Origin of the sequence: Mesobacillus jeotgali (genome assembly GCF_031759225.1) — a bacterium.
GTDB lineage: Bacteria > Bacillota > Bacilli > Bacillales > Cytobacillaceae > Mesobacillus > Mesobacillus jeotgali_B.
The window spans coordinates 3,615,259-3,635,449 of the sequence record NZ_CP134494.1 but is presented as its reverse complement, the minus strand read 5'-3'; the positions used below and the strand labels follow the sequence as shown (position 1 = coordinate 3,635,449).

The window sequence follows — 20,191 nt, the reverse complement described above, 5'->3', positions numbered from 1 at the left end:
GATATTAATTTAGCGGATAGGCATCAAGAATGGCTCCTGTGGCAGCATCCGCGATGAATTCATATTGTTCCACCTTGCCGTCGACATTGCGGGAAATACCGCCTTTGTATACCTGGTAATCAATAGGTGCTTTTGAATAAGGTTCAGCCGTCATATTAATCCATGAGCCACTGATTGGCCCTGATTTTTTAAACGCTGCCTTCGCTTGATTGAGTACTTTATCAGCTGAAACGGTTTCTTTTTGTGACGCAAGTTCCTTTACAGCATACGCACCAGCCAGTCCGGCGCCAACGCCAATGAAAAAGGCTTTCCAGTTCATAGTCAAGGACCTCCAAGGTTATATATATGGAATTTCAAGTTAACTTCATCATAACAAATCACACACTTGGAGCAAAGGGATAATGCCCGCAAAAAATGCGTATCGCAGGAATAAGACTGGCAAGCATAATGAATGTTCTGTAAAATGGAATTTATAAATACATAATCTTTAGTAAAACTAAATTTTTCGCGAGAAGGAGAAGTTAAATGAACGAGCAAACTTTGAGTCTGTTTAAAACACTGACAGAATTACCTGGGGCTCCAGGCAACGAGCATGCAGTCCGCAAATTCATGCGCGAGCAATTGGAACAGTATTCTGATGAACTGATCCAGGATAAACTGGGCAGTGTGTTCGGCGTTAAAAAAGGTGATCCCAACGGTCCGAAAATCATGGTTGCCGGTCATATGGATGAAGTTGGCTTCATGGTCACATCCATTACAAAAAACGGGATGATCAGATTCCAGACTCTTGGCGGATGGTGGAGCCAGGTGCTTTTGGCACAGCGCGTGCAAATCATTACGAACAATGGACCGGTAACAGGTGTAATCGGTTCGATTCCGCCTCATCTGCTGGATGAGTCAAAGCGCAATAAGCCGATGGAAATCAAGAACATGCTGATTGATATCGGTGCAGATGATAAAGAAGATGCCATCAAGATCGGCATCAAGCCTGGCCAGCAAATCGTGCCAATCTGTCCGTTCACTCCAATGGCAAATGAGAAGAAGATCCTTGCTAAAGCCTGGGATAACCGATATGGCTGCGGACTGGCAATCGAGCTATTGAAAGAAACGAAGGACATTCAGCTGCCAAACATGCTGTACTCAGGCGCGACTGTCCAGGAAGAGGTCGGCTTAAGAGGTGCGCAGACAGCGGCTAACATGATCGATCCGGATATCTTCTTCGCACTGGATGCAAGCCCGGCTAATGATATGTCAGGCGATAAGAATGAGTTCGGCCAGCTGGGCAAGGGAACTTTGTTGAGAATCCTTGACCGCTCGATGGTCACGCACAGGGGCATGAGAGAATTCATCCTCGATATGGCGGAAACTCATGATATTCCTTACCAGTACTTCGTCTCCCAGGGCGGAACGGATACAGGAAGAGTTCATACATCCAATCAGGGAGTTCCGAGTGCCGTAATCGGCATCTGCTCACGCTACATCCATACAGCAGCATCCATGATTCATGTCGATGACTATGCAGCTGCCAAGGAACTTCTAGTCAAGCTTGTAAAAGCAGCTGATAAAACAACTGTGGAAACAATCAAGAATAATAGCTAATAAAAATAGGAATGAGGGGCAGGTGAAAACTGCTCCTTTTTCATGGAATGAAAGGCGGCACAAATTATGCGAGTTGCAGTAGGTTCAAAGAATCCAGCTAAAATCAACGCGGTGAAGGCTGCGTTCATGGACGATCCGTACGAAATCGTTCCTGTTGATGCTGAGTCAGGTGTCAGCGAGCAGCCGATGTCTGATGAGGAAACCATCAAAGGAGCGGTCAACAGGGCCATACAGGCTGCAGAAAGAGCTGGAGCTGATATAGGAATTGGCTTGGAAGGCGGCGTCCAGCAGACTCCATACGGACTGATGCTTTGCAATTGGGGAGCTCTGGCTGTCAAAGGGATGGACCCCATCATTGCCGGCGGCGCAAGGATTCCTCTTCCTGACGAGATTGCCAGGCAGTTATTGCTGGGTGCCGAACTGGGACCTGTGATGGACGAGTATGCCAAAAAACAAAATGTCCGCAAAAACGAAGGGGCAATCGGTATTTTCACAAATGGACAAATCAACAGAAGTGACATGTTCACACATGTCATGAAATTGCTGGCCGGACAATATGAATATCAAATGGGGCAAGGGAAAAAGACAGTCTAAACAGGCTGTCTTTTTTGGGTTTACTCCTTTTACTGCATTCAGACTCTTGATAAAAGCTCCGAATCCGTATTGGTGCCCTAAAAATCCGGATAATGAAAAAACAGGTCACCAATGAGGCGTATTGGCGCCCTAAAAATCCGGATAATGGAAAAACAGGTCACCAATGAGGCGTATTGGCGCCCTAAAAAATCCGGATAATGGAAAAACAGGTCACCAATGAGGCGTATTGATGCCCTAAAAACCCGGATAATGGAAAAACAGGTCACCAATGAGGCGTATTGGTGCCCTAAAAACCCGGATAAATGAAAAACAGGTCACCAATGAGGCGTATTGGCGCCCTAAAAACCCGGATAATGGAAAAACAGGTCACCAATGAAGCGCATTGGTGCCCTGAAAAACCAGATATCGGAAAAACAGGTCACCAATGAAGCGTATTGGTGCCTAAAATATCCGGATGATGGAAAAACAGGTCACCGATGAAGTCAATATTGGAAAGTGAACTCTAACAGATTTTCCAAAATAGTCCCCTAAACGAAATTTCTCGACAAATTTCTGAAAAATGTCTTAATTTCCAACAAAAAATGCTTGCGAAGCCTTGTCACCCATCAAATAAGAAAGGTATGATAGAAAGGGAGTGGTTAAGTCCTTAGCAAGGGGGAAAATAGTATGATAAAGTTCAGAAGGGCATTTGGGCTTATTATTGCAGGAGTATTCCTGCTGAGCGCCTGTTCTGCCTCATATTCCGAACAAAAGGCTGAAATAAAAAAAGAAGTAAGTTCTACCTTTGAAAGCCAACCAGAAAAAACAAACAATAGTACAAAAGATATAGAATATTACTTGCCGTCAGGTGTCAATGTTGAAGAAGAAACGCCTAATAATGTATTGCTCAAAGATGGGGCAAAAACATATATCCTTTTTTATAATCAGCATGAAAGTGAAGACAGTAAAGTCGTTTATGAGTCTACTGTAGTGCAGCAAAAGGAATGGGACGCTAACGAGACCTTCAGCAAAGATGGTAAATTCGGCTATATGCTTGTTAAGCAGCTGAAAGAAGACCAATATCAGCTGATCGTCGGAATTGGCGGAGTTAAATTGACTACCGAAACGGAGAACGTTAAAGAAGACGCAGAAGCGATGATGGAAATTGCCAACTCTGTAAAAATCAAGTGACGCCCATTCAATGATGGCGTTTTTTTTCATTCTTGGCCTTTAGGTCAGATTAGTTTCTTTTTTGACAAAGCATGGGTAAAATAAGTGAAGTAAAATGAGATTTTCCCAGGAGGATTCGTAATGAAAAACTTAGAAACAATGGAACAGTTTGAAGCGTTGAAAAACGACGGTAAACATATATTTTTATTTACGGCGGGCTGGTGCCCGGATTGCCGTGTGATCGAACCAGTGCTGCCTGAAATCGAAAGCAAATACAGTGATTACGAATTTGTATCCGTTGATCGTGATGATTTTATCGATCTTTGCATACAGCTTGATGTTTTCGGGATCCCAAGCTTTGTCGCTTTTGAAAATGGCAAAGAGCTTGGCCGTTTTGTCAGCAAGAACAGAAAGACACAGTCTGAAATCGAAAACTTCATTGAAGGTCTTGCTTAAATCTTTCCCTCCATCTTTTGAGGTGGAGGGAAAATTCATGTAAAATGAGTGGCAGAAACTCCTGAAGAAATGGAGGGGAGCAGTATGGATAGCAGAAAAATGCGAAAAGAGCTGGAAAATCGCCTTCAACATCCCGACCGTACTTTTTCCTATGACCGGGAAAAGGACCAGCTGAGAATTGAAAATAAAAATACGGGTCGCGGCATCACCATCGCCTTGCCTGGGATTGTTGCCAAGTGGCAGGATCAGAAGGAAAAGGCGATTGATGAGGTGGTCTATTATGTATCAGAGGGCCTGAATGCCATGGAAAGCCAGCTCGAGCTGTCAGGAAAGGAAAAAAACATTTTTCCTGTCATCCGTTCGACGTCATTTCCATCGGAAGCCGAGGAAGGGGTCCCTTTCCTCTACGATGATCATACCGCGGAAACTAGGATCTATTATGCTTTGGATTTAGGCACAACATATAGGCTGATTGATTCAAAGCTATTGAAAAAAGAAGGATGGACAGCGGACCAGGTTCGCGAGACAGCTTTGTTCAATGTCCGTTCACTCTCCGTCAAACTGAAAGAGGACCGTGTGGCAGAGAACACCTTTTATTTCCTCAATTCAAATGATGGTTACGATGCGAGCAGGATTTTAAATACGAGCTTCTTGAATGAAATGAAGAAAAGGATGAAGGGAACTATGGCTGTGGCCGTTCCCCATCAAGATGTCCTGATCATTGCGGATGTGGAAAATAACACAGGCTATGATATTTTGGCCCAGATGACAATGAGCTTTTTTGCGAGTGGAAGAGTCCCAATTACGGCCCTGAGCTTCCTATATGAAGATGGAGAATTGGAACCGGTCTTTATTTTAGGAAAAACAAAAAAGGAATAGCAAGAAAAGAAGCGAAAGCCCGGAATTAACGGGCTTTTTTCCTTTTTGTCCATCTGATGGCATGTTTTGTAAAAAACTGAGCCTAAAGTTGATTGTTCCAATAAATTTCTTCTCGTAAAAAATGCTCATTCTTTCAATTTATCTCGAAAAATATGGATTTACTGTTAAAATAATAATGAAATGCGAAAGAAAGAGTGATTTAAATTGAGTTGGATTAAAAAGATATTTACCATGTTCCAAAATGATAACGAGGATGAATTTACTGATATCGATCAGAATAAGCCTGCCTCAAAGCCGTTAAAAAGAGAGCAGAGTGAAAAAAAAGATATAGAAGCAAAAGTATTATACCAATATCCAAAAGGGCAGTTTCGCTTCCCATTGATTCCGGATGAAAAACCGAAACCCGCTCCAGAAAAAACAAAACCGAGAAAAGGGCGACAGGAAAAAGCCAGCCAAGTTGATGAAATCAAGCCTTTCACTAAAGAGCAAGGCTCATTGAGAATGATGAATGAACGTCAATCTAAAAATGATGGATTTAAAGATTTGCACCGGGATCCTATCGTGGATACTAGAAGCACTTTCAAACGTGAACCTGTCAGGAAGAAGAATGATGCATCCCGCCCGAAAAAAACCGAGGACCCTGCACCGAAGTTCCATTACGAAACAAGGAAGGACAGCGGTCCTAAATTCCGGCAGCCCTTCAAGCCAACTGAAATTCCGTCACCAATTTATGCATTTAACAGGCCTCCTAAAAAAATTCAGACTCAAACAGACCTGGAGGATGTTGAGTATGAACTGACAGGTTTTGAAGGAAGTCAGGCCAGTCTGGTTGGACCATCCATTCAAACTAATAACCATAGCATGACGCCAGCTCCTGCTATTCAAACTAATACCAATAGCATGACGCCAGCTCCTGCTGTAGAGGAACATCCTCAATCAACTCAATTGCACAATGAGGAACTGACGCAAGAAATATACATAGAAGATGATCTTGCTGAAACACAGGATCCAGCAGTCAGTGAAATTGAGGAACAGCTAGAACAGGCAGACCTGGAAACTGGGGCACTCGATCTCATTCTCAATGATGATTTTGTGATTAGTAGTGAAGAGCCACAAATGGAAACACCGAATGTTGCCGAAAATGAGTTATTGGTCAAAGAGCCAGAAACAATAACCTATCAACATGAACAGGAAAAGATAGAAGTGATTGAGCCACAATATGAATCGGAAGAAACTGGAGTAATTGGCGCTCAGCAAAGCGGGATAGAGTCAGGTGCGAACGGGTCTCAAGATCGTCTTGGGAAACCAGAAGTGAATGACTCCCTGCAAACCGAAGTAATCGAAACAATAGATTTCCAACAAACCGAGAAAGAGCAAGAAACAATAGACTACCAACATAGCGTGGATGAAGAAGCAGAAGATATTGACCACCAACAAACCGAGGAAGATGTAAATGTCCAATCTTCAAATGGGAATACTGAAGAAATTCAGGAAATAGAAGTTTCAAATGAGGAGCCACAAACAGAACAAAAACTTGAGGCTGAACCATTAGAAACCAAATCTGCAGAACCAAAAAGGCAGCTTCCTTTTAATGTCCTCATGCTTAAGCAGGACAAGAGGAAGTGGGAAGCGCGTAATATGTCTAAATATCCGTCTTTTATGACGGAAGAAAGAAAGTCGGGGGCAACTGAACAGCCAGAAAAGGGTCATCATTCTGATATTGAAGAGACCTCAGTTATGGATCAGGAGCATTCATCTGCAGGCAAAAATTCATCAGATGTTCAGCCTATTCAGCATGAAGAGCCATCAATGGCAGGTCCGTCTGCTGTACCAATGAAAACTAAGATTGAAACAGAAGAAATCGGTTCATATACTCAAGCTGAGGCGCTGCATACAGAAGTACATCCAGCTGCAGTATACGATTTCCCGCCACTGGATCTATTAAGCCCTCCTGTGTTCAAAGCACCTGATCCTGAGTGGCTTTCGGAACAGGAGCATATGCTCAATGAGACCCTGAGGAATTTTAACGTAGGCGCCAGGGTGGTCAATGTGACACAGGGACCATCTGTTACCCGTTTTGAGGTACAGCCGGAGCCTGGAGTGAAAGTCAATAAAATTACCAATCTATCAGATGATATTAAACTAAGCCTGGCGGCGAAGGATATCCGGATCGAAGCACCAATTCCCGGAAAGCATACCATCGGGATTGAAGTGCCGAACCATTCGAGCAGGCCGGTATTATTGAGTGAGATTTTACAGTCTGCAGGCTTCATGGACCTTGAATCACCGTTATCGGTGGCCCTGGGACTTGATATCGCCGGAAATCCGATTGTCACTGACTTGAAAAAGATGCCTCATGGATTGATTGCCGGTGCCACTGGATCGGGAAAAAGTGTCTGCATCAATACGATGCTTGTCAGCTTGCTTTATAAAGCACATCCAGATGAAGTGAAGCTGCTGCTGATCGATCCGAAAATGGTTGAATTGGCACCATATAACCGAATTCCGCATCTTGTCAGCCCGGTCATCACGGATGTAAAAGCAGCGACAGCTTCGTTGAAGTGGGCGGTTGAGGAAATGGAACGCCGATATGAATTGTTCGCTCATACCGGTGTCCGTGATATCAGCAGGTTCAATGAACTTGCCGAGAAGCATCGCAGATTTTCTGATAAGCTTCCATATGTCGTCATTGTGATCGATGAGCTTGCAGATCTGATGATGATGGCGCCAGGTGATGTAGAGGAAGCTATTTGCCGGATCGCCCAAAAAGCACGTGCCTGTGGCATCCACCTGATCATAGCGACACAGCGTCCATCCGTTGATGTCATAACTGGATTGATTAAAGCGAATGTTCCTACAAGAATTGCCTTCTCTGTTTCCTCACAGGTGGATTCAAGGACGATCATAGATATCAGCGGGGCAGAAAAGCTTCTGGGCCGTGGCGATATGCTGTTCCTGGAAAATGGATCATCCAAGCCATTCCGTCTGCAGGGAACCTATGTGACCGACAATGAAATTGATGATATTGTTGCCTTTGTCAGGGAGCAGCGGGCACCGCAATACTTGTTTGAACAGGATGAACTGCTCAAGAAGGCTCAGGTGACGGAAGACGAAGATGAACTTTTCTATGAAGCCTGTGAATTTGTCATTGATCAGGGCGGCGCTTCCACTTCAAGCGTCCAGCGCCGCTTTAAAATCGGTTATAACCGTGCGGCGAGACTGATTGAAATGATGGAGCAGCAAGGATTCATTTCTGAAGGCAAGGGAAGCAAGCCTAGGGATGTCCTGATCACTGCCGCTGACCTGGAGGCCCTCCAGGAAACTAGTGCATTCAATTAATAAATGGTATTCTTTATTTGCATGTACTTATAATAAAGATAAATGCCTATAGATGTTGGGTTGTTATTGAAGGAGCTTTTTGGATGAAAGAAATAGAATTGAAAATGCAGGGGAAAATCAGCCGCCTGACCAATCATACATTTAAATTTGATGAAAGGATCCGGGATGGCTGGTTCTCAGCTGTGTATTTTCTGAAGACTCGGGAGCTTGTGAAGAAATACCAGGAAGACAATGTCATCACCATGCAGTTTTTCCAGAAGGACGAAGCTGTTTTGTGCGGCACAGATGAAGTGATCGCCCTGGTAAAAACATTCGCAGATTCCCCCGAGGAACTCGAGATCCATTCACTTAAGGATGGAGATAAAATCTCTCCATTTGAAACGGTTTTGACCATTACAGGCCCTTATCAGAGTTTTGGCTATCTTGAGGGAATTATCGATGGCATTCTGGCCAGAAGGACTTCTGTCTCGACGAATGTCTATAATGTCGTCAAAGCAGCGAGTTTTTCAGGCCAGCAAAAGCCGGTCATTTTCATGGGAGACCGTGACGATCATTATACTACGCAGGCTGGTGATGGGTATGCTGCCTATATTGGCGGCGCTACTGCCCAGGCCACACATGCGATGAATGAATGGTGGGGCAAGCATGGTATGGGAACGATGCCGCACGCTTTGATCCAAATGTTCAATGGTGATATCGTGGCAGCAACCCGTGCTTACCACGAAACCTTTCCGAATGATGATTTGATCGCTCTTGTTGATTATAATAATGATGCGATTACTGACTCCTTGAAGGTGGCAAGAGAATTTGGAGCAAAGCTGAAGGGTGTCAGGGTAGATACATCCCGTACTCTGATCGACCAGTATTTCCTGCGCAACCAGCACTTGCTCGGAACATTCGACCCTCGCGGTGTGAATGCAGAATTGATTTTCGCGCTAAGAAAAGCACTAGATGCCGAAGGTTTTGACCATGTGAAAATTGTGGTCAGCGGCGGCTTCAGTGAAAAAAGGATCCTTGAGTTTGAAAAGCAAAATGTGCCTGTCGACATGTATGGGGTAGGCGGCAGTCTGTTAAAATTACAAATAGGCTTTACTGGTGATAATGTCATGTTAAACGGAAAGCACCAGGCAAAGTCAGGCAGGAAGTTCAGGCCGAATCCGCGACTTGAAAAGGTCGAAATTTAATAAGTTTGAAAGCAACTGACAAAGGGAATATGTACTTTTATTCATGATTGCGGTTTTAAACGGTGAGCATTCCCATTATTGGATATGATTCGGCAGAAAAGCTGAACCATTCGGAAGCAGCAAGGATGAAACTGTGTTATTTACCGTAATGATGTTATAATGATTCAATACATGAAAGACAGATACAAATTTTCATTGAATTTGCTCTGTTTGATACAGTGAACAGGCGAATGAGCAAATCAGGATATCTGTCATATACTGTGTTACATACAGACGTTGTTGGAGGTTCTTTATATGACTATTTACCATTTTGTAGGTATAAAGGGGTCTGGAATGAGTGCGTTAGCTCAAGTTCTCCATGATATGGATTATCAGGTACAGGGCTCCGATTATGATAAGCACTTTTTTACCCAGGTAGCCCTTGAGAAATCTGGAATAAAGATCCTTCCGTTTAATAAGGAAAATATACAGCCTGGAATGACGATCATTGCAGGCAATGCCTATCCGGATACACACGAGGAGATTCAGGAGGCAATGAATCTTGGCCTTCCAGTCATCAGATATCACCGATTCCTGGGTGATTTCATGCAAAACTTTACGAGTGTGGCGATTACAGGGGCTCATGGAAAAACTTCGACTACAGGATTGCTTGCGCATGTTATGAGGGGCGCAAAGCCTACATCCTTCCTGATTGGCGATGGAACAGGAAAAGGTGACAAAGATGCTCAATACTTTGTGTTTGAAGCTTGTGAGTATCGCCGTCATTTCCTTTCCTATTTCCCGGATTACGCCATCATGACGAATATCGATTTTGACCACCCGGATTACTTTGCCAATATCGAGGATGTTTTCTCTGCATTCCAGGAAATGTCATGGCAAGTCAAAAAGGGTATTTTCGCATGTGGTGACGATGAGCAGCTGCAAAAAATCCAGGCCAAGGTACCGGTAGTATTTTATGGCTTTGGCGAAGAAAATGATTTCCAGGCTCGCAATATCGTCAAATCCACTGAGGGCACTACATTTGATGTTTTTGTGCGGAATACATTCTATGATACGTTCTCGATTCCGGCTTATGGTGACCATAATGTCCTGAATTCACTGGCTGTTATCGCTTTATGCCATTACGAAAACATCGAATCCAGAGTGATCCAGGCCCAGCTTGAAACATTCGAAGGCGTGAAAAGGAGATTTTCTGAAAAGAAAATTGCCGACCAGGTCATCATTGATGACTACGCGCATCATCCTACAGAAATCAAAGTAACAATCGAAGCGGCAAAGCAGAAATATCCTGATCGTGAAATCGTCGCGGTCTTCCAGCCGCACACCTTCACGAGGACCCAGGCATTCCTGAATGAGTTTGCAGAAAGCCTGAATAAAGCCGATAAGGTGTATTTGTGTGAAATCTTCGGGTCAGCCCGTGAAATTCATGGGAAGTTATCGATTACCGATTTAAAAGAAAAAATCGACGACGCAGAAATCATCGCTGAGGAAGATACATCACGTCTTAAAGAGCATGAAAATGGCGTCATCCTCTTCATGGGCGCTGGTGATATCCAGAAGTTCCAGGAAGCATATGAAAAGCAATTACAAGTTTAAAACAAAAAAGGATGCGGCCTTGTGGCTGCATCCTTTTTATATTTACTTTAAGTTCTCAGGGTTCAATCCTTCAAGTTCAGCAATGACAAAGCGTCCATCTTTACGAATCAGTACGTCATCGAAATAGATCTCACCGCCGCCGTATTCAGGGCGCTGGATGTTGACCATATCCCAATGGATATTTGAATGATTTCCATTGAAAGCATCGTCGTAGCACTGACCAGGTGTGAAATGGAAGCTTCCATCGATCTTCTCATCGAACAGGATGTCCTGCATTGGATGGAGGATATATGGATTTACGCCAATCGCAAATTCTCCGATAAAACGAGCCCCTTCATCTGTATCGAAAATCTTATTGATGCGCTCTGAATCATTTGCAGAAGCTTCAACAATTTTTCCATCCTTGAAAGTCAGCTTCACATTTTCAAAAGTGAATCCCTGGTATGGGGACGGCGTATTGTAGGTAATGACACCATTGACTGAATCACGGACAGGGGCAGTGTAAACTTCGCCATCAGGGATATTTAGCTCACCGGCACATTTCACAGCCGGGATATCTTTGATGGAGAAAGTCAAATCAGTACCAGGTCCGGTGATGCGGACCTTATCTGTACGGTTCATGATGTCTGCCAGGCTGTCCATTGCCTTATCCATTTTTCCATAATCAAGGTTGCAAACATCGAAGTAGAAATCTTCGAAGGCTTCTGTACTCATCTTGGCAAGCTGTGCCATAGCTGAGTTAGGGTAGCGAAGGACAACCCATTTTGTTTTTGGAACACGAATGTCCCTGTGGACTTTTTTGCCGATCGTATTGCCGTGGATTTTCATTTTGTCAGCCGGAACATCCGCATGTTCATTTATGTTATCTCCAGAACGAAGGCCTATGTAAGCATCCATTTTACTCATCACATTTGCTTCAAACTCAGCTATCATCTCGAATTGCTCCTCCTGGGCACCCATGAGCAAGGAACGATCCACCTGGTGGTCCTTCAAGGACACAAACGGATAGCCGCCAGCTTCATATGCTTCTTTCACAAGAGCCGTAACAAGCTCGCGCTGAAGTCCAAAATTCTCAATCAGGACTTTTTCCCCTTTTTGAAGCTTGACCGAGTAATTGATCAGATTCTTAGCCAATTTTTGAATACGAGGGTCTTTCATCGAAATCACTCCTATGTAAAAAAATAAAACACATAACCATATTGTAACCGAAACGGTGATGTTTGTACTCATTTCCTTAAGTACATGGAGAATAATCATTTTGGTTAGCTTCTAGAAGCAATGATCGATTGGTGGCCGGGGAAAGAAAAATTATGGAAAAACAGTTTAACTTCAATAAGGGGACTGTTCAAGGAGAAAGATCCCCTTATGCGAGCCCTTTTGCCTCTATAAGGGCCCTGTTCAAGTGGAAAGATCCCCTTATGCGAGCCCTTTTGCCTCTATAAGGGCCCCGTTCAAGGAGAAAGATACCCTTATGCAAACAATCCTGCCTCTATAAGGGCCCCGTTCAAGGAGAAAGATACCCTTATGCAAACAATCCTGCCTCTATAAGGGCCTCGTTCAAGGAGAAAGATACCCTTATGCAAACAATCCTGCCTCTATAAGGATCCCGTTCAAGGAGAAAGATATCCTTATGCAAGTAATTCTGCCTCTATAAGGATCCCGTTCTAGGAGAAAGATACCCTTATGCAATCAATTCTGCTTCTACTAATGAAGTTGATTTGTGCCAGTAACAATGCTCTAGGAAGCATGGATGTTTACTAAGTATGAGAGGAGACTTAGTTAGTATTGGTTGTGCCAAGAAACTGCGGGCCATCGAGCTTTTCCATCAGATTTACTAAACCATCCACTATAAAGGCTATGAAATGCTGGACTTATAAATTGTAGAAAGATATTCTTATTCAGGAAGGAAAAGGGTATGATTATATTGAAATACATATTAGACAAGGTGGTTTATGTCGCTAACTGCGGGGTAAAATGTACATATGCTAACGGAGGTGTTTAACAGTGGAAATTATTTTGTATTTAAGTGTTGCTGTTATAGCAATCGCATTTTTGGTTTTGGTAGTGTCATTGTCCAAAACTCTTAAATCTTTACAAACAACTTTAGACAGTGTATCAGGCACACTTGATGGCCTTGAGAAGCAGTTGGATGGAGTGACTCGTGAAACGACGGAGCTTCTGCACAAAACAAACAATTTGGCAGACGATATATCCAGAAAATCTGAGAGCTTGAACGGTGTTGTTAATGCTGTTAGGGATGTAGGGAATTCTGTTCAGAGATTCAATCAATCTATTCATAATGTCCAAACAATGGTGGATCTTCAGATTGACAAGAATAAGGACAAGATTTCACAGGTTGTTCAGTGGAGCAACGTATTCCTTGAGTTGAAGGATAAGTGGCAATCAAAAAAAACAGCCAAGATTGACCATCAGCTAGAAGGCGAAGAGATGGTTACCAGGCAGCGTGAACGTGTTCGGTATTAATGAAAGGTGGAGATAATATGAACAGAGAACAAAGCCAGTATGATGTAAATGGATCAATGAGGGAGACAAACAGCAATTCAAAGGATTTTGTAGCCGGAGCCATTGTTGGCGGGCTAGCCGGGGCACTGGCAGCACTATTGCTTGCTCCTAAATCAGGAAAAGAGTTAAGAGGCTCTCTCAATGAGCAAACTTCTACACTCAAGAACAAAAGTGTGGATCTTGCTTCTGTAGCCAAGGAGAAGGCAAGCGGCTTAAAAGACACTGTTTCTCAGCAGTCTTCTACCATTGTCAACAAAGTGAAGGATATGAAGAGCAAGAGTGAAAATACTTCATCGAATCCAGATGGCGATGCGGAAGTGCTTGAAGAAGTACCAACTTCAATGGCAGAGACAAGCTCTATGGAAAACACGCATACTGCCACTGGCGAAGAAATCCAAAAGAAACTTGAAGAAACACAAAAAGCTTTCGATGAAACTGAAAGCAAGCTGAATCAGTAAAATTGTCAATGAAACGGTGAAGTGGTAAGATAACTTCACCGTTTATTTTTTTCTTGGGAATCGTTCACGAAGGAAAAATAACAATATTATTATAAAGGCTCTGTTATAGCAAAATGTTGTTTTCAATTCCTGTTGATTGTAGTGGAAGGCGCGAAGACTCCTGCGGGATGAGCAAGTCATGGGGAGACCCCGCAGGCGCATAAAGCGCCGAGGAGGCTCCCCGACTGCCCGCGGAAAGCGAAGCGCCTGGAACGAAAATCAACAGCCGTGTTTAACAGAGCCATTTTAAAAAGGAGGAATTGGGATGAAAAAGATTGATTCAATTGAACAATTTGACCAGCTTGTCGATTCTGGTGAAACATTCTTTATGCTTAAGCACAGCACGACTTGCCCAATCAGTGCCGCAGGGCATGATGAATTCGCGAAGTTCGAAAACAATGGAAACGATAATTTATACTATTTAACAGTCCAGGATTCACGTGACCTATCCAACCATATTGCTGAGAAATTCCATGTTAAGCATGAGTCTCCGCAGGCTATTTTATTTGTGAATTCCGATGTTGCCTGGCATGCTTCCCATTTTAAAATCACCGCAAAATCATTGGCGGCAGCTAAAGAAGAAAATGCAAAGTAAAAAAAACATCCGTGCTGGATGTTTTTTTACTTTAGGACTATAGGGCTTTCAAAGGTAATATTCAGTTCATCGCCCGGTGCCAGCCGATCGTCAAAAGCCGCTTTTTCGCCATTTCTTGATAAGGAGAATCCCCGGCTGTCCTTTGGGATGTCAAACTGAACAAAGTTGAATACATCCTGGAAGATGAAGTGCTGAATATCCTTCAGTTTAGTGGATATCTCGTCCCCGCTATGTATGCGATCGTCCATTCTGAGTTTAATGCCCTCTCGGGTGAATTGGATTAATTCCTGCTGAAGCTGGATCTGCTGGCCGTTGAAAAAGATCGGCATGGATTCAGAAGCCTGTATCCCCAATATTTTTACTAGACTTCTAAGTGAAGGGTCCATTCCTTTTTCAATCCGGATATCGTCGAGATGGTCTATTTTAGTTTGCAGATTTGCTGCCAAGCCGTTTACATACATTTTGCCCATGAAATCTGCGAGCTTATGTTCAGTTCCATCGATCTTCATGAAAAATGGGCGAGCGTCACTTAGCATTTCTGCGAGGTTCAATTCCTTCAGGACGCTTTCAATTGTATCTGGCATTTCAAAAATGATCTCATCCCTATCCTCAATAGGCTTTGACAAAGATGCAGGGAGGCTATTGCAGGTCATCTTCGCGCTGACTTCATACCTTTGGCCATTGATTATCACCGTTTTGGATGGAAGTTCGCCGATTAGCTCGCCAAGAGTCAATTCCGGTCTGACTCCATCCTCTCCCTTTTGGACAGTCAGTTGATCTCCTCCATCCACATGATCATCGAATGAGCAGGGAATCCCATTTTTCAATAACATAGGCTGCTGTCCATGCTTGCCTGGTATCGTCACATTTTTTCCGTTCAGGCTGACGATCATGGCGAGTCCAGGCCTGCCGTAAAGCCTGTTCATTTTTATTCCGGCAGCGAGCAGACAGTCACCTACAGTCAATTTGTTCACTTCGAAAAGCCTTACCGGCTGGCCATTCACATAAACAGTATGATATTGGACAGGGGATTGCTTGGCGGCAATGGCGATTCCGATTGGGGTGACAAGTTCAGGCCCTTTCGTAATATGTTCTGCAAATGAAACCGAGTTTATGGCATCAAGCCCTCGGATGGCGGCCCTGTTTTCCGGGAGGTTCAACATAGCGGCAAGCCTCCTGGGTAAATCGGGCGTAAGGCTTCCCCCACCCACAAGCATGACTGCTTTAGGGGGCTTATTGCCATTCAACTTCAGGATTTCTTCTCCAATAGTTGCTGCCAAACGGTCAATCGCTGGGGCGATTCGTTCAACGGCTTCATCTTTGCTGACCATTGTTTGAAAGCCTAGTATGTCTGTAATCGTGATTGATTGGTTTTCTAGCAGATCCCGCTTTGCTTTTTCAGCAAGAGGGAAGTCAAGCAAAAACTCATCACTGACAGCTTCAGTGATTTCATCTCCTGCCACTGGGACCATTCCATATGCAATCACTGTTCCAGAGTCGGTAATCGCGATATCGGAAGTCCCGGCGCCAATATCCACAAGAGCAACATTCAATCTCCTCATCGAGGCAGGGATCAGAACATTGATCGCAGCAATCGGTTCCAGAGTAAGTGCGTCCATTTCAAGTCCGGCCCTGTCCAGAGCAGCCAGCAATGATTCAACGACTACTTTAGGCAGGAAGGTGGCGATGATTTCCACAGAGGCTTCATTTCCTCGCTGATCAATCAGGCTTCCAATCACTTCTCCATCAAGCTGGTAATAAAGAACGGAGTATCCGACACAATAATAGTGATGCTCATTGTTTTTTTCACCAGCAACTGTGGCTTGTGCCTGTTGGACTGCACTTAATTCTAGATGGAGGATATCTTGCTTCGAGAACATCGGCTTACCGGAAATATCGATTGCTGCTTTTGTCTGTTCTGTTTTCAAAGCGCGGCCGGCCGCAGCGACACAGACCTTATTCAAGGGACCATGTGTAACTTCCAGGGCCTCTTTAATTTCAGTGATGATTTCCGATACTGACAAAACATCATGGATCTGGCCGTCCAGCATCGATCTTTCCTTATGTTCCCGGACCACTATGTCGACTGCTTCATAGTGGCCATCTGATTCTTCCAGGATGATGCCTACAACAGACCTGGTTCCTATATCCAACGCAAACAACTTATTATTCACATGCACTTCATGCACCCTCTAACTTAAGTTCTCATACGATGCTTTATCACTTAAAAGCGTTTAATTATTAAAGAATTTTACGTGACAATCCAAATTATTTCAGATATAATTACCCTTATCATATTATACAGCTTGATTTATCGCACTGTAACTGCATTCTTTCACCCTTGGCTACTATTCTAATATCGGCTTTGCGTGTCATTGCTTTAGGCTGGAGCCAGAGAAAGCTGATTTTTAACTCGTGATGCGAAAAAATCAGGTTACACAATATTCCTTAGTGCAGTTAAAGTATTTCGTACCTCTTTGTTTGAAAAGTCTTGGTGTCAGGGCTAAAATGTAATCCGAAAGGACGGGACAGAAAATGAGTAAAAATCTTGACCAGCTTAGAAATCGTGTGGATGAATTGAATTTAGAGCTTCTATCATTAATTAATGAAAGAGCCCTGCTCGTCCAGGAAATTGGCCGTGCAAAAGAAACTCAGGGTGTGTACCGTTATGACCCTGTGCGTGAGAGGGAAATGCTCGATTTGATCAAGGAGAAGAATAACGGTCCTTTTGAAAATTCGACAATCGAACATATTTTCAAAGAAGTTTTCAAGGCAGGGCTGGAGCTTCAATCTGATGACCACCGCAAGGCACTTCTCGTTTCCAGGAAGAAAAAGCCGGAGGATACCATCATTGATATTAAGGGGTTAAAAATCGGCGATGGAACACCAGACTTTGTTTTTGGTCCTTGTTCAGTTGAATCGTATGAACAAGTGGCAACTGTGGCTGAAGCAGTTAAAGCGAAGGGCTTTAAATTGCTGCGTGGCGGAGCCTTCAAGCCTCGTACTTCACCATATGACTTCCAGGGACTAGGTGTAGAAGGACTTAAAATTTTGAAGAGAGTCGCAGATGAGTATGATCTTGCTGTCATCAGTGAAATTGTCACTCCTGCTGATATTGAAATCGCTGTCGACTATCTTGATGTTATCCAGATCGGTGCCCGCAATATGCAGAATTTCGAGCTTTTAAAAGCTGCTGGAGCCGTGAATAAACCCATTTTACTAAAACGTGGACTTGCCGCTACAATTGAAGAGTTCATCAATGCGGCTGAATATATCATGTCACAGGGCAATGGCCAGATCATCCTGTGTGAACGCGGAATCCGGACGTACGAAAGGGCTACACGGAACACACTTGATATTTCTGCAGTGCCAATTTTGAAAAAGGAAACACATCTGCCAGTCATGGTTGACGTTACCCACTCAACAGGCAGAAGAGACTTGCTCCTGCCGGCTGCCAAAGCTGCACTTGCCATTGGAGCAGATGGAGTCATGGCAGAAGTTCATCCGGATCCTGCAGTTGCATTATCCGACAATGCCCAGCAGATGGACCTAAAACAGTTCGATGAATTTTTAGAAGGATTAAAATCCACTCCATTCGTGAGAGTATAAAGTTTTGGAACCTTCCTTTTATAAGGAAGGTTTTTTTATGGCCTATTTCAGGGTAACTTAAAAGAAGAGGACAAAACTGCAGGGGAGTAGTTGGGTTTTAACAGGCTTTTATAATAAAAAAAAGCATTTATTTAAGATGTTCAGATTGCGGGATTGATAAGGATGTCGTATGATTAATAACATAATTATCCTTGTACATATAATCACAAACTTAAAATATGATTATTGTGGCAATATTTGCTGTAAACTAACTGAAAAGCGCCGTTTATTACCTGAAGGAGTGAAATAGATGAATATTACAATATATGATGTAGCACGGGAAGCGAACGTTTCAATGGCAACGGTTTCACGTGTTGTCAACGGAAATCCCAATGTGAAGCCAGCTACAAGGAAGAAAGTCATGGAGGTCATTGACCGTCTCGGATACCGCCCTAATGCAGTAGCAAGGGGACTTGCCAGCAAAAAGACAACGACTGTCGGCGTCATCATCCCAGATATTGCGAGCCCGTTTTTTGCTGAGCTGGCAAGGGGAATTGAAGATATCGCAACGATGTACAAATACAATATTATCCTGAGCAACTCTGACCAAAATATCGAAAAAGAACTTCATTTGCTGAACACAATGCTTGGCAAACAGGTTGACGGAATTGTCTTCATGGGCGGCAATATCAAGGCCGAGCATGTGGAACAATTCAAGAAGTCTCCTGTGCCAATCGTCCTGGCTGGATCAATCGAGGAAACAGGTGAAATCCCATCCGTCAATATTGATTACGAGCAGGCAACTTTTGACGCTGTATCCACTTTTATCGAAAAAGGCCATAAGGATATCGCCTTCGTTATTGGGCCGCAGCTCGAGCCAATCAACAAGGATAAAAAGCTCGAAGGCTATAAGCGTGCATTAAAAGATGCGGAAATTCAGTACAACGAAGAGCTTGTGGTCGAAGGAGATTACACATATGACTCAGGTCTCGAGGCAATTGAAAGGATCCTTGAGCTTGATACGAAGCCAACAGCCATTCTTGTCGGTTCGGATGAGATGGCACTTGGAGTCATCCATGGAGCATTTGACCGCGGCTACAGCGTCCCTGATGATTTCGAAGTAATCGCTTCCGACAACACTAGACTTACTCTTATGGTACGTCCACAGCTTACAACAATTGTCCAGCCGTTATATGATATCGGAGCAGTTGCCATGCGTTTATTGACGAAGTATATGAACAAAGAAAATGTAGATGAGAATATCGTCGTCCTTCCGCACCGAATCGAAAACAGGAATTCAACGAAATAACAGAGCAGCCCCTTGCAGATGATGCAAGGGGCTTTTTACGGGGGAGCAACGATCATAATTAGGAAAACAGTAGAACCTGATGTCACTTAATAAATCAAAAGGTGAAGCCGTAACTTTGTTGAACCAGTGATGACTTCGGACAAAATCAGGAGGGAAACCCGTAATATTGTCCGAACTAGTAGTCCCTTCGGACAAAATCATTAGGAGAGGCCGTGATTTTGTCTGAACCTGGGATCACTTCGGACAAAATCAAGAGTAAAACTCGTAATGTTGTCATAACTTGGGGTCACTTCAGACAAAATCAAGAGGAGAATCCGTAACTTTGTCTGAACCTAAGGTCAATTCAGACAAAATCAAGAGGAGAAGCCATAATTTTGTCTGAACCTGATGCCACTTCAGACAAAATCAAGAGGAGTAGCCGCAACTTTGTCTGAACTCGATGCCACTTCAGACAAAATCAGGAGGAGAATCCGTAACTTTGTCTGAACCCGGGGTCACTTCAGACAAATTTGGGAGGGAAACTCATAATTTTGTCTGAACCCGGGGTCACTTCAGACAAAATCAAGAGGGGAATCCGTAACTTTGTCTGAATCTAAGGTCACTTCAGACAGAATCAAGAGGAGAAGCCATAATTTTGTCTGAACCTGATGCCACTTCAGACAAAATCAGGAGGAGAATCCGTAACTTTGTCTGAACCCGGTGTCACTTCAGACAAAATCGGGAGGAAAACTCATAATTTTGTCTGAACATTGGATCACTTCGGACAAAATCAAAAGGAGAAGCCGTAACTTTGTCTGAACCAATGGCCATTTCGGACAAAATTAGCAGGGGAAGCGCAACTTTGTCCGAACCCAGTACGACTTTACTGCCCCTTTTAAAAACA

The 20,191-nt window shown here is 43.6% G+C and carries 16 protein-coding genes; 13 read left to right on the top strand and 3 right to left on the bottom strand.

Features of this window, described 5'->3' with window-relative positions; all coding sequences use genetic code 11:
- Positions 1-4: 4 nt before the first annotated feature.
- Positions 5-319, bottom strand: a complete 315-nt coding sequence (locus RH061_RS18250; RefSeq protein ID WP_311072251.1) for a PepSY domain-containing protein — start codon at positions 317-319, stop codon at positions 5-7.
- 206 nt (positions 320-525) lie between these two features.
- Here RH061_RS18250 and RH061_RS18245 point away from each other — a divergent pair, with 206 nt between their 5' ends.
- From RH061_RS18245 to murC, 8 genes are all read left to right on the top strand, one after another.
- Positions 526-1,599 (top strand): M42 family metallopeptidase, encoded by a 1,074-nt coding sequence (locus tag RH061_RS18245; RefSeq protein WP_311072249.1) that lies wholly within the window; start codon positions 526-528, stop codon positions 1,597-1,599.
- Positions 1,600-1,665: 66 nt separating this feature from the next.
- The gene (locus tag RH061_RS18240; protein WP_311072247.1) at positions 1,666-2,193 is read left to right on the top strand and encodes a DUF84 family protein; all 528 of its coding nucleotides are present in this window, start codon (positions 1,666-1,668) and stop codon (positions 2,191-2,193) included.
- A 666-nt stretch (positions 2,194-2,859) separates the two neighbouring features.
- Positions 2,860-3,363 carry a hypothetical protein gene (locus RH061_RS18235; protein ID WP_311072246.1) on the top strand — a complete coding sequence of 168 codons (504 nt, stop codon included), beginning with the start codon at positions 2,860-2,862 and terminating at the stop codon, positions 3,361-3,363.
- A 120-nt stretch (positions 3,364-3,483) separates the two neighbouring features.
- Positions 3,484-3,798 (top strand): thioredoxin family protein, encoded by a 315-nt coding sequence (locus tag RH061_RS18230; protein ID WP_311072244.1) that lies wholly within the window; start codon positions 3,484-3,486, stop codon positions 3,796-3,798.
- Positions 3,799-3,882: 84 nt separating this feature from the next.
- Positions 3,883-4,677 carry a DUF1444 domain-containing protein gene (locus tag RH061_RS18225; RefSeq protein WP_311072242.1) on the top strand — a complete coding sequence of 265 codons (795 nt, stop codon included), beginning with the start codon at positions 3,883-3,885 and terminating at the stop codon, positions 4,675-4,677.
- A gap of 204 nt (positions 4,678-4,881) precedes the next feature.
- Positions 4,882-8,016: a DNA translocase FtsK gene (locus RH061_RS18220; RefSeq protein ID WP_311072240.1), complete on the top strand. Its 3,135-nt coding sequence runs from the start codon at positions 4,882-4,884 to the stop codon at positions 8,014-8,016.
- A gap of 83 nt (positions 8,017-8,099) precedes the next feature.
- Complete coding sequence (locus tag RH061_RS18215; RefSeq protein ID WP_311072239.1) at positions 8,100-9,200, top strand: nicotinate phosphoribosyltransferase; 1,101 nt, start codon at positions 8,100-8,102, stop codon at positions 9,198-9,200.
- Between the two features lie 294 nt (positions 9,201-9,494).
- The gene (gene murC, locus RH061_RS18210; protein ID WP_311072238.1) at positions 9,495-10,796 is read left to right on the top strand and encodes a UDP-N-acetylmuramate--L-alanine ligase; all 1,302 of its coding nucleotides are present in this window, start codon (positions 9,495-9,497) and stop codon (positions 10,794-10,796) included.
- Between the two features lie 42 nt (positions 10,797-10,838).
- On the opposite strand, the gene RH061_RS18205 is transcribed toward murC, so the two are convergent.
- Positions 10,839-11,954: an aminopeptidase gene (locus RH061_RS18205; protein WP_311072237.1), complete on the bottom strand. Its 1,116-nt coding sequence runs from the start codon at positions 11,952-11,954 to the stop codon at positions 10,839-10,841.
- 846 nt (positions 11,955-12,800) lie between these two features.
- On the opposite strand from RH061_RS18205, the gene RH061_RS18200 reads away from it, so the two are divergent.
- From RH061_RS18200 to ytxJ, 3 genes are all read left to right on the top strand, one after another.
- Entirely contained in the window at positions 12,801-13,280 is a 480-nt protein-coding gene (locus tag RH061_RS18200; RefSeq protein WP_167834588.1) for a DUF948 domain-containing protein, read from the top strand.
- Positions 13,281-13,297: 17 nt separating this feature from the next.
- Complete coding sequence (locus tag RH061_RS18195) at positions 13,298-13,777, top strand: YtxH domain-containing protein (RefSeq protein ID WP_311072235.1); 480 nt, start codon at positions 13,298-13,300, stop codon at positions 13,775-13,777.
- Between the two features lie 304 nt (positions 13,778-14,081).
- Positions 14,082-14,411, top strand: a complete 330-nt coding sequence (ytxJ, locus tag RH061_RS18190; RefSeq protein ID WP_311072234.1) for a bacillithiol system redox-active protein YtxJ — start codon at positions 14,082-14,084, stop codon at positions 14,409-14,411.
- Positions 14,412-14,437: 26 nt separating this feature from the next.
- On the opposite strand, the gene pilM is transcribed toward ytxJ, so the two are convergent.
- Positions 14,438-16,591, bottom strand: coding sequence for a pilus assembly protein PilM (pilM, locus tag RH061_RS18185; protein ID WP_396654816.1), 2,154 nt, complete (start codon positions 16,589-16,591; stop codon positions 14,438-14,440).
- 355 nt (positions 16,592-16,946) lie between these two features.
- On the opposite strand from pilM, the gene RH061_RS18180 reads away from it, so the two are divergent.
- On the top strand, positions 16,947-18,020 hold the full coding sequence (locus RH061_RS18180; protein ID WP_311072233.1) for a bifunctional 3-deoxy-7-phosphoheptulonate synthase/chorismate mutase: 1,074 nt from the start codon (positions 16,947-16,949) through the stop codon (positions 18,018-18,020).
- A gap of 289 nt (positions 18,021-18,309) precedes the next feature.
- The gene (gene ccpA / locus RH061_RS18175) at positions 18,310-19,308 is read left to right on the top strand and encodes a catabolite control protein A (RefSeq protein WP_311072231.1); all 999 of its coding nucleotides are present in this window, start codon (positions 18,310-18,312) and stop codon (positions 19,306-19,308) included.
- The last annotated feature ends 883 nt before the right edge of the window (positions 19,309-20,191 follow it).

Coding starts and splice junctions, on each gene's coding strand:
- ytxJ (WP_311072234.1), top strand. CDS start 14,082: ATGAAAAAGATTGATTCAATTGAACAATTTGACCAGCTTGTCGATTCT.
- ccpA (WP_311072231.1), top strand. CDS start 18,310: ATGAATATTACAATATATGATGTAGCACGGGAAGCGAACGTTTCAATG.
- RH061_RS18235 (WP_311072246.1), top strand. CDS start 2,860: ATGATAAAGTTCAGAAGGGCATTTGGGCTTATTATTGCAGGAGTATTC.
- RH061_RS18230 (WP_311072244.1), top strand. CDS start 3,484: ATGAAAAACTTAGAAACAATGGAACAGTTTGAAGCGTTGAAAAACGAC.
- RH061_RS18180 (WP_311072233.1), top strand. CDS start 16,947: ATGAGTAAAAATCTTGACCAGCTTAGAAATCGTGTGGATGAATTGAAT.
- RH061_RS18245 (WP_311072249.1), top strand. CDS start 526: ATGAACGAGCAAACTTTGAGTCTGTTTAAAACACTGACAGAATTACCT.
- RH061_RS18215 (WP_311072239.1), top strand. CDS start 8,100: ATGAAAGAAATAGAATTGAAAATGCAGGGGAAAATCAGCCGCCTGACC.
- RH061_RS18240 (WP_311072247.1), top strand. CDS start 1,666: ATGCGAGTTGCAGTAGGTTCAAAGAATCCAGCTAAAATCAACGCGGTG.
- RH061_RS18205 (WP_311072237.1), bottom strand. CDS start 11,954: ATGAAAGACCCTCGTATTCAAAAATTGGCTAAGAATCTGATCAATTAC.
- RH061_RS18195 (WP_311072235.1), top strand. CDS start 13,298: ATGAACAGAGAACAAAGCCAGTATGATGTAAATGGATCAATGAGGGAG.
- RH061_RS18225 (WP_311072242.1), top strand. CDS start 3,883: ATGGATAGCAGAAAAATGCGAAAAGAGCTGGAAAATCGCCTTCAACAT.
- RH061_RS18250 (WP_311072251.1), bottom strand. CDS start 319: ATGAACTGGAAAGCCTTTTTCATTGGCGTTGGCGCCGGACTGGCTGGT.
- murC (WP_311072238.1), top strand. CDS start 9,495: ATGACTATTTACCATTTTGTAGGTATAAAGGGGTCTGGAATGAGTGCG.